At 46.9% G+C, this 13,892-nt stretch carries 10 protein-coding genes; 8 read left to right on the forward strand and 2 right to left on the reverse strand.

From position 1 onward, the window contains the following. The first annotated feature begins 754 nt into the window (after window positions 1-754). From IM507_RS01740 to IM507_RS01770, 7 genes are all read left to right on the forward strand, one after another. Entirely contained in the window at window positions 755-2,728 is a 1,974-nt protein-coding gene (locus IM507_RS01740) for a S8 family peptidase (RefSeq protein ID WP_190538217.1), read from the forward strand. A gap of 105 nt (window positions 2,729-2,833) precedes the next feature. Next, window positions 2,834-3,085 (forward strand): cyanobactin biosynthesis system PatB/AcyB/McaB family protein, encoded by a 252-nt coding sequence (locus tag IM507_RS01745; protein WP_002796592.1) that lies wholly within the window; start codon window positions 2,834-2,836, stop codon window positions 3,083-3,085. 50 nt (window positions 3,086-3,135) lie between these two features. After that, window positions 3,136-3,378 (forward strand): cyanobactin biosynthesis PatC/TenC/TruC family protein, encoded by a 243-nt coding sequence (locus tag IM507_RS01750; protein WP_002781476.1) that lies wholly within the window; start codon window positions 3,136-3,138, stop codon window positions 3,376-3,378. Between the two features lie 58 nt (window positions 3,379-3,436). Beyond that, window positions 3,437-5,767 (forward strand): TOMM precursor leader peptide-binding protein, encoded by a 2,331-nt coding sequence (locus tag IM507_RS01755; RefSeq protein ID WP_287636442.1) that lies wholly within the window; start codon window positions 3,437-3,439, stop codon window positions 5,765-5,767. A 131-nt stretch (window positions 5,768-5,898) separates the two neighbouring features. Next, window positions 5,899-6,192 carry a microcyclamide/patellamide family RiPP gene (locus tag IM507_RS01760; RefSeq protein WP_069475631.1) on the forward strand — a complete coding sequence of 98 codons (294 nt, stop codon included), beginning with the start codon at window positions 5,899-5,901 and terminating at the stop codon, window positions 6,190-6,192. Window positions 6,193-6,552: 360 nt separating this feature from the next. Beyond that, a complete protein-coding gene (locus IM507_RS01765) occupies window positions 6,553-7,518 on the forward strand; it encodes a LynF/TruF/PatF family peptide O-prenyltransferase (RefSeq protein ID WP_069475628.1) in 966 nt (321 codons plus the stop codon). 52 nt (window positions 7,519-7,570) lie between these two features. After that, entirely contained in the window at window positions 7,571-8,374 is an 804-nt protein-coding gene (locus tag IM507_RS01770) for a DUF5829 family protein (RefSeq protein ID WP_069475629.1), read from the forward strand. Window positions 8,375-8,613: 239 nt separating this feature from the next. Here the strand turns inward: IM507_RS01770 and IM507_RS01775 are convergent, their stop codons facing one another. Then, window positions 8,614-9,273 carry a nucleotidyltransferase family protein gene (locus IM507_RS01775; RefSeq protein ID WP_002734633.1) on the reverse strand — a complete coding sequence of 220 codons (660 nt, stop codon included), beginning with the start codon at window positions 9,271-9,273 and terminating at the stop codon, window positions 8,614-8,616. A gap of 40 nt (window positions 9,274-9,313) precedes the next feature. Between IM507_RS01775 and IM507_RS01780 the strand changes: the two genes are divergently transcribed. Beyond that, a complete protein-coding gene (locus IM507_RS01780) occupies window positions 9,314-13,255 on the forward strand; it encodes a PatA/PatG family cyanobactin maturation protease (protein ID WP_287636443.1) in 3,942 nt (1,313 codons plus the stop codon). A 523-nt stretch (window positions 13,256-13,778) separates the two neighbouring features. Here IM507_RS01780 and IM507_RS01785 read toward each other — a convergent pair. Continuing rightward, window positions 13,779-13,892, reverse strand: a 114-nt coding sequence (locus IM507_RS01785; RefSeq protein WP_130758671.1) for a transposase, incomplete at its 5' end; no start/stop codon positions are given.

Below are 13,892 nucleotides of genomic sequence, written 5' to 3' on the forward strand. Positions count from 1 at the left end.
CATTCTAGCAAATAGAGAGAATTCTTGTCCATTAAGAAATGTTACAAATTACATGGGTACATTAAGAAAAGTTAAGGGGCGTATCCATTGATGGATAAGGGTTTTCGGCTATTGTAGTATATATGTATGGGGTAAGTTCAGGTATCAGGATTGTACAACGATTTTTCGCGGGATATTGAAAAGCATAGACACTATTAATAATAATTCTCAATAGTTACCTCGGTCATAAGGATCAAAGCCTTGCTGGACAAGGCATCGACGCACCTCAACGAAAACTCTAGATTTTCAGCCATTGTGTCTAACCCGCGAAAAATGTTGAGAACCCCCCCATTCCATCGGCATGAAACAATAACCCACATTCCGCACCCTAAAGTGTCACATTGAAAATTTTATCTAAATCGTCAAAACGATTGCCGGCTCTGAATTACAGGCTAATTTGTTTGCCCAGCAGATGCACAATTAGCCCTAAAAATCTGATAGCTCTGATACCAAATTATTGAGATAAACTCTCATTAAGCCAGCGATCACTGGCTAGAGTGTGACACTTCATAATTCTTAATAATCGCTAAAAGTTTTACTATACAAGGGCTAGAGCAACTTTTGATTTCGCTGAAACAATCCACTACAACTAAACTATGGTTTGATAAAAATTATGGTTAGCTTAAATGTCAGAACCCCCTTAATCACAATTTTTGAGGTACCATTATTTTGTCAAGAATCTAGGCTACATAAGTAAAAATGATAACACCTTTAAATGCTAGATAGATTACATACTATTTCCCAAGGAGATAGCAGTATTTGTGTGGCTGTTTTGGATGGGCCTGTTGATCAAGCTCACCCTTGCTTCCAAGGCGCAAACCTTACCTATCTGCCCACATTGGTGCAAGAAGCCGCTAAAGTTGATGGCAGTATGTCCATGCACGGAACTCACGTTGCCAGCATTCTCTTTGGGCAACCCGGTAGCCCCGTTCAGGGAATCGTACCTCAATGCAAAGGCATTATCATACCGATTTTTGCCGATGACCGTCGCCGAACTTCCCAGCTAGATTTAGCTCGGGGAATCGAGCAAGCCGTTCATGCCGGAGCCCACATCATCAACCTCAGTGGGGGTCAACTCACTGACTTTGGTGAGTCCGATGGCTGGTTAAAAAATGCTGTTCGTTTGTGCCGAGAGAATAACGTCTTGTTAGTGGCAGCAGCAGGCAATAATGGTTGCGAGTGTTTGCACGTTCCGGCAGCTTTACCGTCAGTGCTGGCCGTCGGGGCAATGGATGCCCAGGGGAAACCCCTCGACTTTAGCAACTGGGGGGAAGCCTACCAAACTCAAGGCATCCTGGCTCCAGGGGAAGATATTCTGGGAGCCAAAGCTGGGGGGGGAACCCACCGATTAAGTGGAACCAGTTTTGCCACTCCTATCGTTTCTGGTGTCGCTGGGGTATTACTCAGCCTTCAACGGGAACAGGGAGATTCCCCCGACCCCCAAAAAATTCGTCAAATTTTGTTGCAGAGTGCTTTACCCTGTGAACTTGACTTGCCAGAAGAAAGCCGGCGGTGTCTGGCGGGCAAACTTAATGTCTCTGGAGCAATCACGTTACTAAAAGGAGAAAAAATGTCTGAGGAATTTTCGTCTGTGGCGGCATCAGAAGTAACAGCAGCAGGTTGTGGTTGTGGAGGCACGTTGAGTGCTACCCCCCAAGAGCAAACGGCTCCTAGCTTAACTGCTGTGGCTTCCAGTCCATCGGCTGGGGCTGTCCCCAGCGACACTCCCAACTTAAACAACTTAATTCAATCATTCCCTACTGCTGTAACTCAACAACCAACTATGCCCAACTTCACTGCTAATTCCGTTACTGCCAGCCAAGCTCCTAGCGAACTCGCCGAGATGGGTCAGCTTGTTTATGCTCTAGGAACCCTTGGTTATGACTTCGGGACTGAAGCCCGTCGGGACTCGTTTAAACAACTCATGCCTCCCTTTGATTTAGGTGGAGGACTCATGGTTCCCGCCAACCCCTACGACGCCCGTCAGATGGTGGACTATCTAGGGGAAAACATCTCCGAGGCGCGATCGCTGATTTGGACATTAAACATTGAACTGACTCCGGTTTATGCGATTGATCCGGCTGGCCCCTTCGCCGCCGAGTCCTACCGCGCCCTTCAAGAACTCCTGGCGGGTCAAATCCAACCGGAAAACGATGGCGAATATGTTGAACGGGTAAGTATCCCCGGTATTTTAACTGGACGTAAGGTTAAACTCTTCTCCGGTCAAGTCATCCCGGTGATTGAACCCCAAAGCACCCGTGGTCTCTACGGTTGGAAAGTCAACAACCTGGTCAGCGCAGCGATGGACGCGGTACAAGCTGAAGATGGCACTGCTGACGAAGACCGGATTCGCAAAACCTTGGATGGCTTCCTCAACCGCATCTACTACGACCTCCGCAACTTGGGAACCACTTCCCAAGACCGCGCCCTTAACTTTGCCGTCACCAACGCCTTCCAAGCCGCCCAAACTTTCAGCCAAGCGGTAGCCGTTGGCATGGAACTCGATAGCGTTACGGTAGAGAAAAGCCCCTTCTGCCGGATCGATAGCGACTGCTGGGATGTGAAGCTGAAGTTCTTCGACCCGGAAAACAGCCGTCGGGCTAAGAAGATTTTCCGCTTTACCATTGATGTAAGTGACCTAATTCCTGTCACCCTCGGCGAAGTTCGTTCTTGGTCTTCTCCCTACTAAGGAGCCGCACAATTTTAGTGAGAGTGCAATATTAGACCCCACTCTCACTAGGAGATGCAGATGTGTTCAGTTAATTAATACTCTCCATAGGGAGAATCCTAAACTATGCGACTTCCTCTATTATCTCCCCCGATTGAACGTCCCCATTTCATCCAGCCAGCACTGTGTGTGGATCTAGAAAATGGTCGTCCCGAAGATTTGGTGCATATTCGGATGGATCTGCTCCATGCCGCTAACTATAACGATCCTGCAGCCTTTGCCAACCGTAGTTTCAACCAAGTGATGCACTCTAGTGCCAGCCAAAGTTCAGCCAGCCAGGGCTGGGGCGGTTTTGGCAGTATGGCAGGATTCTATTAATGGGCTGCTAATCACTCGCCCTCAGCCAACCCTAAACATACAAGGACACTATGAGCAAGAACAAAACCACAACAACATCCTCGGAAGTCCCCTCTAACCCTGAACCGACCCCGCCTGAACCGAGCAAGTCTGAACCGACGACGATCACAACGCCTGAACCCAAAAAGTCTTACGTTCCCACTTCCCAGACCGGGCTGCAAGATTATTCCTACTGGTGCCAATACGTCAAGGATCAAGCCAAGAAATCAGACAAAGACCCTAAATCCTTCCGGCGCGGTCGCATTTGGGCTTAACCCCTAGCTGCTGCTGCTGGTCTTGTTATCGTCCACTTAATCACTGACTGTTCGTTCTATGCAATCCACCCCACTGCTCCAAATTCAACCCCACTTTCATGTCGAGGTGATCGAGCCAAAGCAAGTCTATCTCCTTGGCGAACAGGCTAACTATGCCCTGACTGGACAGCTTTACTGCCAGATTTTGCCCCTCTTGGATGGGCAACACAGCCGTGAGCAGATTGTCGAGAAACTGGATGGGGAAGTCCCATCAGAATACATCGACTATGTACTCGATCGCCTCGCTGAGAAAGGTTATCTGACTGAGGCAGCCCCGGAACTGTCCTCGGAAGTGGCGGCATTTTGGAGCGAGTTAGGGATTGCACCTCCGGTTGCGGCGGAAGCTTTGCGGCAGCCTGTAACCCTAACCCCTGTGGGCAACATCAGTGAAGTGACGGTTGCAGCCCTGACAACGGCTCTGCGGGACATTGGTATTTCCGTGCAGACCTCAACTGAAGCAGGTTCTCCAACGGCGCTCAACGTCGTCTTAACCGATGACTATTTGCAGCCCGAACTCGCCAAGATTAATAAACAGGCACTAGAGAGTCAACAAACTTGGCTACTGGTCAAACCTGTAGGCAGTGTGCTGTGGCTGGGGCCTGTGTTTGTTCCGGGCAAGACGGGGTGTTGGGACTGTCTAGCTCATCGGCTACGGGGCAACCGGGAAGTGGAGGCATCGGTGTTGCAGCAAAAACAAGCCCAGCAGCAACGTAATGGTCAGTCCGGTTCTGTAATCGGTTGCCTGCCTACCGCACGGGCTACCCTGCCTTCTACCCTGCAAACGGGGCTACAGTTCGCGGCAACTGAAATTGCCAAGTGCATTGTCAAGCACCACGTCAATGCCACTGCACCGGGTACTGTGTTCTTTCCCACTCTCGATGGCAAGATTATCACCTTAAACCACTCGATTTTGGACTTGAAAAGCCATATCTTGATTAAGCGATCGCAATGTTCAACCTGTGGCGATCGCCAGATTTTGCATCGGCAGGGCTTTGAACCCGTAAAACTGGTATCGCGTCGTAAACACTTTACCCATGATGGCGGTCATCGTGCGTTTACTCCAGAGCAGACCGTACAAAAATATCAACATCTGGTCAGCCCCATAACTGGGGTAGTGACAGAACTGGTCAGACTCACCGATCCGGCTAATCCTTTGGTGCATACCTACAAGGCAGGTCATGCCTTTGGCAGTGCTACAACTCTGCGGGGTTTACGGAATACTCTGAAATACAAGAGTTCTGGTAAGGGTAAAACTGATATTCAATCCCGTGCCAGTGGTTTATGTGAAGCCATAGAACGCTATTCGGGCATTTTTCAGGGGGATGAACCACGGAAGCAGGCCACTTTGGCAGAACTGGGAGACTTAGCCTTACATCCTGAGTCATTGCTGTACTTTAGCGACACCCAATATGCCAACCGGGAAGAGTTAAATGCTCAGGGTTCAGCCGCCGCTTATCGCTGGATTCCTCACCGTTTTGATGCTAGTCAACTGATCGACTGGACACCTGTATGGTCATTAACGGAGCAAAAGCATAAATATGTCCCGACGGCCTTTTGCTACTACAATTATCCTCAGCCGGAAGCAACTCGCTTCTGTAAGGCTGATTCTAACGGAAATGCGGCGGGTAATACTTTAGAAGAGGCGATACTGCAAGGATTTCTGGAACTGGTAGAGCGCGACAGTATCGCTATGTGGTGGTACAACCGGATACGCCGTCCTGCCGTAGATCTGAGTACCTTTGATGAACCCTATTTTGTTGATTTACAGCAATTCTATCAGCAACAAAATCGGGAGTTATGGGTGTTGGATGTAACTGCTGATCTAGGGATTCCGGCTTTTGCAGGGTTTTCACGGCGCACGGTGGGTACTTCAGAACGGATCTCCATCGGCTTCGGAGCGCACCTCGATCCGACTATTGCGATTCTCCGCGCCCTAACTGAAGTCAGTCAAGTGGGATTAGAGTTAGACAAAATACCGGACGATAAGCTTGATGGCGAGTCCAAGGACTGGATGCTGAATGTAACAGTAGAAAATCATCCTTGGTTAGCGCCCGATCCCTCTGTGCCCATGAAAACTGCCAGTGATTACCCGAAACGTTGGAGTGATGATATTCACACCGATGTGATGAATTGTGTCAAAACTGCCCAAACAGCAGGACTAGAGGTGATGGTCTTAGACCAAACGCGACCGGACATCGGTTTGAATGTGGTCAAGGTGATTATCCCAGGAATGCGAACTTTTTGGACGCGGTTTGGTCAGGGACGGCTCTATGACATACCCGTAAAGCTGGGATGGCTCGATGCGCCACTAGCTGAAGAGGAATTGAACCAGACCAACATCCCCTTTTAAGTTTTTTAAAGTTTAGGGGCGACAGATTTCTCTACATATCCTTGCCCCACCAAGCTTCTTCCCAAAGAAGAAGGGGACTGACCCACCCCTAACGGGTTAACAAAGCAAACAACAACATGAGGATTACTCCAATGGATAAGAAAAACCTTCTGCCCAACCAAGGCGCACCTGTCATCCGTGGCATCAGTGGTAAACTCCCCAGCCACTTAGCTGAACTCTCTGAGGAAGCTCTCGGTGGTAATGGTCTTGAAGCCTCTGCTACTTTTACTATCTGCGCGTTTGACGGTGCAGAAGCCTCTGCTACTTTTTGTATGTGCGCTTTCGATGGTGCAGAAGCCTCTGCTACTTTTTGTATGTGCGCTTTCGATGGTGCAGAAGCATCTGCCACTTTTTGTATGTGCGCTTTCGATGGTGACGAAGCGTAAGGACAACCTATACCAAATCTGTGAGAATAGGGTCTATCTGACTGATTAGCCTATCTCAACCGGATTTAGTGTATTCGTTTATTTGAGAAAACGAGGTTAAAGATGTTGAGTCGCACTCCAAACTTTTTCCTAGATTGGGTAAGCTTTTCTCATCTACCTCGTTTTCTTTGAATGGGGTTTTTAAGCTCTTATTGTACCAAATTTTGCAGGACTTACGCAGCCACAGCACTCGTATAGGAAATCCCCTTGCTCTCTGCCTGAGCAATCATACTTTTGACTGGGTGCAAAGCGGTGGATCCGTTGTTGGAGTAAAGCCCGCTCGGATCTAGGGACTAAAACCCAACAACAAACCTACTGAAAATGACCCTAACTTCTATGCTGACAAGTAATCATCTCAAAACCCGTCGTCTTCAGTTCTTGCGTAATCATCAAGAGGCTTTCGATGTGGAGCCAACCTTTATGCTTTCGCTGTTTGAAGAAGCCGTCCTTGGCATAGAAGAAACTTGTGGTGTTGAATCTAAATGTAATGTGGAAAAAGATCAATTATTTGCCATTGATTTTCAGGTTTGTAATGATCAAGGACGTACTTGGCCAATGTCTTTGACCCATGCGGTCAAGTTTATGGATAAAATTGAAAGTACAGTAGGTGTTCGACTCAATCGTAATTTGCTGGAGCAGTTTGCCACATTACACCTGGACTCCCATAAAATACAGGACAACACAGTCGGAATTGACCTAAGACCGAGAAATGAGGATTCTTGTATAAAAGTATATCTGCATCTTGCCCCAGAAGAAGAGCCTGAAGAATTAGTAAGAACAGCACTGCAACTTGATGGGGGTAGCTATTCACCTGAACTCCTACAGGTATTACTTAAAAGCACTATTGTAATTGGGTTTAATCTTTTCTTGAATGGCTACAGCGATCTTGAGTTATGGGCGGCTTGTCCGGGAGAGCAATATGAAGTCCCCAATTCAGACCGAGGCAAATATTTGAAACAGTATGTACAGAATAATTTTTCCCAGAAGATCAATGATTTGTTGAGAGAATCCACTTTTTTGGTAGTTTCTTTTTCCAACCAAAAAGAGCCTGCGCTAATCTTTCATTATGAGGATATTAAAGAGATACCCAAGAACTTCTTATTGAATAGTTTAGGGGATAGAATCTACAGCTTTTGTCAGGGTCAAGATTGTATGACTTATGCTGGAGTAGCTGTCACAGAGCGGGAATTGGAAAAAGACAGGTTAGAAAACTTTAGTATTCTTTATAATCAACGGGATGAATGTAAACCTTTGTTGCATATTAAAAAACGAGAAGATTTTAGTTAGTCTTCTCCCCCTCTCCCCGTCTCTACTTTAGTTATGCTTACTGCCTAAGAATATGGGAATAGAATTTAACCATTTATATGTTACCCTCGACGCAGAAACCCTAGATTCAATTGCCAAATCAGAGTTTATTAGCCAAGAATTCTGCACAATATCCAGAGATACTGTAAAAACTGATACAGAAAGTTGGACGGGAATTTATCTCAGAGGAAAACATTCCTATCTAGAGCTTTTTCCTCCCGGCGGTGCTGAAGGGTTGAGGGAAGGTTTTTCTGGTATTGGTTTTAATAGTCAACAAGCAGGAGAGATGGATATTGTACAGGAAAAGCTTAGACCCTTATTAGGAGCTAAAGAAATACTTTCTGATTTGCAAGTTCGTCAAACCGAAGCTGGAAAAGTTCCCTGGTTTTATTATTTGTCCATCAACCCAGTAGAGAGAGAAGCTTTTGCTTCATGGTTGATGGAATTTCATCAGGATTATTTAGATTATAAAAACATCAAACTTACCAGTGATGGTTGCTTTAACCGTGCTGCTTATCTAAAAACCCTTGATACTTCCGAAACCTGTTTATTTGATGACATATCAGAAGTTCATCTTGAATTGACTTTATCGGAACAGGAGGAGTTAGCATTACTCCTTCAATCTTTTGGCTATGACTCATCTAGCGTAGGAGATATTACTACCTATCATTCCCATAATTTTATGATCAAAGTATGCCAGAAAGTTGCTCGCCGTTATCGAATTTGCAAGGTTGTTTGCACTCTCAAAGAGCAATTACAGCAGGAAAAAACTTTTACTTTTGGTAAAAATGCACAGTTAAATCTGGGGAGATCCTTAGCAATTTGGGAGTTTGGATGACTCAAGCAATCCATAAAAATTAAGACAAATTTCACCAATTGCTGTTTTCATTGCTCCACCTATTTAATACCGTTTCTTATTATTAATCATGATCAACAATTGTCCTTTTGCTATTTCCCTTAACCCTGATGTCCAAATCACCAGCACTAAAGATGGCTATACCCTGCACGGAGCAGAATCTGAGCCGAATACTTGGCTAACCTTAGCAATAACGTCTTCAAAACTGCTCTTCTCTTTCCCTACTCTTCTTCTAGTGCTTCCTGCTGAATTGAAAATCGTTGAATCCGTCTTTGAATATCTGCTAAAATGCTCCGTACCTCGTTTAAATCACTTGTTAACAAATGGTCTGATAAAATGTCAAGAACTATATCTAAATCAACAGAATAGTTTAACAACAGTAAAAGGATATCATTTTCATAAATGCTGGCCCGGCTAAATTGTCCTTGACGATAGAGAGATGGCAAGGCATAACACTTTAAAATTAGGAGTCCTACCACTGTGACACATCGAACTTTTCGGTTTCCAAAGATCTGCTCTGCTACAAACTCTTGCGATATTTTTCGGAAGAGCTTATTTTGGGTTAACAATACGTCAACTTGTAACCCATCAAATCTTCCCCGAAGAAAATTTTTATCTTCACTCTGGATACCAATCTCTGGTAAAGTGTCAAGATCGGCACGAGCCAGGATCAGGTCAATATCTTGAGTATTGCGACCCTCCACATAGCTGAGTAGAGCTACCCCGCCAACGAGAACATAACGAATTTCTCGTTCAGCAAGCGCGTCAAATAATCGTTCAACAGTCTGAAAAAAATCAGAACTTTCTGACATTACACCACCCCAATTCTTAACATCAAATAAGATTCCATTTCTGATAATTTCACCGATCGCTGCTGTCATTGATTCACTGCCCAATCATCGTTCTCCATTATCCATCAATATGAACAATTGCCCTTTTGCTATTTCCCTTAACCCTGCTGTCCAAGTCACCAGCACTAAAGACGGTTATACCCTGCACGGAGCAGAATCTGAGCCGAATGCTTGGCTAACCGTTGCCACAACGCCCGGAATGGGTATGGCTCTTGATAGTCTCAAGGCAGGCAACACCACCCCTGAATTACTCGTGCAAGGGTTAGCCGAACTCGAGGGTCAGGCAGCCGGGGAACAGTTTGGGCAGATGCTACAACAATTGGATGAGCGAGGTTGGTTGAGTTATGCCGTGTTACCCCTAGCAGTGGTGATTCCGATGGTGGATTCCGCCGAGTTGAATCTCACCGAACCCTACTGGACACAAACCCGCCTCAGCCTCTCCCGTTTTGCCTATCAGCATCCCTATGAAGGCACAATGGTATTGGAGTCCCCCCTGTCGAAGTTTCGGGTCAAGCTCCTTGACTGGCGAGCCAGTGCGATCTTAGCTCAACTGGCCCAGCCCCAAACTTTAGGATCACTGACACCACCGCCGTACTTGGGTGCAGAAACCGCCTATCAGTTTCTCAACCTGCTGTGGGCAACGGGGTTTCTGACGGCTGACCCCGAACCCCCCTCCCTCCGGCTTTGGGACTTCCATAACCTGCTGTTCCATAGTCGCAGTCGCTTCGGTCGCCACGACTATCTCGCCATAGACCATGATATAGAGCAGTGGTCAGATTTTCCAGTCGTGAAGCCTCCCATGAGTGACCAGATTGTGCCACTACCACGTCCGAACTTGGGGGCGTTGATATCTAATGATGCTACCCTCACAGAAGCGATCGAGACACGGAAATCCGTTAGGCAATATGATGATAACCATCCGATCACTATTGAACAACTGGGAGAGCTACTTTATCGCACTGCCCGTATTAAGGAATTGCTTTCCGCAGAAGATTGGTTTGGGAAAAATTGGCGGGAACAATTAAGTTTTGAAGCAGATATTGACTATGGGGAGTTAAGCCGTCGCCCTTATCCGAGTGGTGGGACAATGTATGAATTAGAAATTTACCCAGTAGTACGGCTTTGTGAAGGCTTGAGTCAAGGAATCTACCACTACGACGCACTAAATCACCAGCTAGAGCAGGTTATTGTCACCCAAGACGACATTTTTGCTCTATCAGGCTATGGTCTGCTAGACTTATTAAAATTAAACGGATTAGGAACACCACAGGTACTTCTAGTAATTACAGCCCGATTTGGTAGACTATTCCGTAGATATCGCTCTGTAGCTTATGCGTTAGTGCTGAAGCACGTTGGAGTATTACAGCAAAATCTCTACCTAGTGGCGACGAATATGGGATTAGCTCCCTGCGCGATTGGGGGAGGTGATAGCGATGCTTTTGGGCAAACAGTTGGTTTAAATTATGTGGAAGAGTCGGCTGTCGGGGAATTTCTGCTCGGCTCGTTGCCTAACAGCAATGTTGAAGCAAGTGGGCTGGAGTCGATGGAGGTGGATGGCTCAGAAGAACCTGCTGAGGCAACTGTCTCAGCCAGTGACACAGGATTGGCTGGAATGGAGCTTGAGCCTGATTCTGGTGAACCTGAGCCTGGTCAAACAGAAATATTGGGAAATCAGCTTGAGTCAGTTGGGTCAGTGGCAGAAATTGCCTCGGCTGAGATAGGAGAAAGTCCTGAAAATACCTCAGAGCAAGTTGAAGAGACGGAGGCTGAGGCTGTTGAATTGACGGCTTCAGATGCGATCGCCCAGACTCCAGATTCATCCAGTGTCGCTGAGGGAGAAAAATCAGCAGGGGTTTGGGCCAGTGAAGTTGAGAGTTCTGCAACCCAACTATCGATCGCACTCCATCCCCATGACCTGGACGATCGCATTCCCGGACTGGCTGAACTTCACAACCAAACATTAGGCGATCCTCGGATCACGATTGTAATTCTAGATGGCAACCCAGACCACACATTATCCTGTTTTGCTGGAGCCAACGTTTCTAAGGTGTTTCCCTACTGGCATGAACCAGCCGATCCAATCAGCCCAGAAGATTACGCCACCTTTCAAGCCATCCGAGACCAGGGGCTAAAGGGCAAAGCGAAACAAGAGGCACTTGAAAGTGCTATACCCGACACCATAAATCGTGTTGAACTCAATGACCATGCTTGTCATGTCACCAGTACCATCGTGGGTCAAGAACATAGCCCTGTTTTTGGCATTGCTCCCAACTGCCGAGTCATCAATATGCCTCACGATGCCGTAGTTACGAGCGACAATGGTATAGCTCTGAGTGGCTATAACGAGGTGCTGTCTCCCCTCAATTTAGCCCGTGCCTTTGAGTTAGCTATAGAGTTGGGTGCAAATGTTATCCACTGCGCTTTTTGTCGCCCCACCCAAACCGGAGAAGGGGAAGAAATCCTAGTTAAAGCGATTAAAAAATGTATTGATAACAATATCTTGATCGTCTCGCCGACGGGGAACAATTTAGGCGAATGCTGGTGTATGCCTGCTGTGCTGCCGGGAACTTTGGCAGTGGGAGCAGCAAAGGTTGATGGTACGCCCTGCCACTTTAGTAACTGGGGCGGCAATAATGGAGAAGAGGGTATCCTTGCTCCCGGTGAAGATATTTTAGGGGCGCAACCTTGCACTGAAAAACCCGTGCGTTTGACAGGAACCAGTATGGCGGCTCCGGTGATGACGGGTATTGCGGCGCTGTTAATGAGTTTGCAAGTGCAACAGGGCAAACCCGTTGATGCTGAAGCCGTGCGGACTGCACTGCTCAATACGGCAATTCCCTGTGACCCAAACGTTGTAGAAGAACCAGAACCCTGTCTACGCGGCTTTGTGAATATCCCTGGGGCGATGAAGGTGCTGTTTGGACAACCTTCTGTTACCATTTCCTTTGCAGGCGACCAAGTGACCCGCACAGAATGGGCTGGCTATGGCACGGCGATCGCAGGGGATACGTCGAGTATTCCTGCTGGGATTACTGCGATCGCAGTAAGTTCGGTTGGAGACTCTACTATGACAATGCAATCGGCTACGCCAATGGCGGCCGAAGTAGCGGTAACTGCGGCGGCTGACCCGGCTACGGTGGAGGCTAGTACCGCTTTTTCGGGCCATGTTTATGCTCTGGGAACCTTGAGCTATGACTTTGGCGATGAAACCTGTGTTGATACCTTCAAAGAACGGATGGCTCCGGTAGAAATGGACAGCATCTTGGTTCCGCCAGACCCCTACGATCCCCGTCAGATGGTTGAACACCTCGATCGCAACCCAGACGAAAGCCGTTCGTTGATCTGGACGTTGAGCCTGGATGGAGACACGATCTATGTCCTAGAGCCAACAGGAGCGTTTTCAGACCAGATCTACGAGATGTTTGTGCTGATGTTAGTAGGTCAACTGGAACAAGAAAGCAGTGATGAATTTGTAGAACGAATTAGCATCCCCGCCCGACAAACTAACCGCACAGTTGAACTATTCTCTGGTCAGGTTGTGCCCGTCGTGAAGGTACATGATATCCGAGGAATGTACGGCTGGAAAGTGAATACCCTGGTCAACGCGGCGATGGTGGCGATCTCTCGTCAGGTGGACGAAGCCCAAGCACCCCTCATCCAACAAGCTCTGACTTCGTTCCTCAACCGAGTCTACAATGATCTACGCAATGTGGGTCAGACTTCGCGCAATCGCGCCCTCAACTTCGCCGCCACCAACATCTTCCAAGCAGCTTCCGTCTTTGCGAAAGCGATCGCCGAGCGTCGTCAACTCGACACTATAGAAGTCGAAAAAAGCCCCTTCTGTCGGCGAAACAGTGACTGTTGGGATATCAAGCTAGAGTTCTCTGACCCAGAAAGGAGTAGTCGGGGACGCAAGGTTTTTCTATTTACCTTGGATGTAGTGCTTCAGATGCCCGTCACTTTGGGTAAAATCAAGAGTTGGTCAATGCCTTCGCGTTCTGAACAAACCTGATCTACAACAAAATGGGCTACCAACCTAAGTGTCGGCGTAAACAGAAGGTTCGTGTCACCAGGTGCAGCCTTGTGAAGTTTTGCAAAAATGACCCATTTTTTCGGCGAAATTAGACCTCTTGCAAAAGTCTTAAGTCGATCCTTGTACAGCAACATTTTTGAAGATTATCAACTACTAATAAATAATTAACTGAAAGTCCCTCCCATTATTGTTTCTATCGTTTGTTTTCGGATTTATGCAAGAGGTCTCTTGATGATAGCAGTCAAGGCAAAAAATCGACCATCAAGAAAAAACGAGCGATCAAAGGGCAAGGGATCCGCCACAGCTTCCCCCGGCTTTTAGGCAGAATAGCATCTAATACCATTTCTCTAAATGAAAACTACACATCGAATTTAAATCCCCCTTTAAGTTCCCCTTTTTAAGGGGGATTTAGGGGGATTAAACTTCTGTAGTCAGACTTTGGAGAATTGGTATAATATAATTATCTAATTAAATTAGGCTCTTCGTTACCCTTTATGCTAAATCAACAGACAAGATGCCAAGACAACATACTTCTAACCCAAAAATTCCGAAAGTTTCTAAAGCCATAGCCTCTCCGTTTTATTAGTTTAAGTTTATTGTTGATTCCCTCGACCAC

It is taken from the genome of Microcystis sp. M20BS1, from assembly GCF_020245305.1.
GTDB classification, from domain to species: Bacteria; Cyanobacteriota; Cyanobacteriia; order Cyanobacteriales; family Microcystaceae; genus Microcystis; species Microcystis ichthyoblabe_A.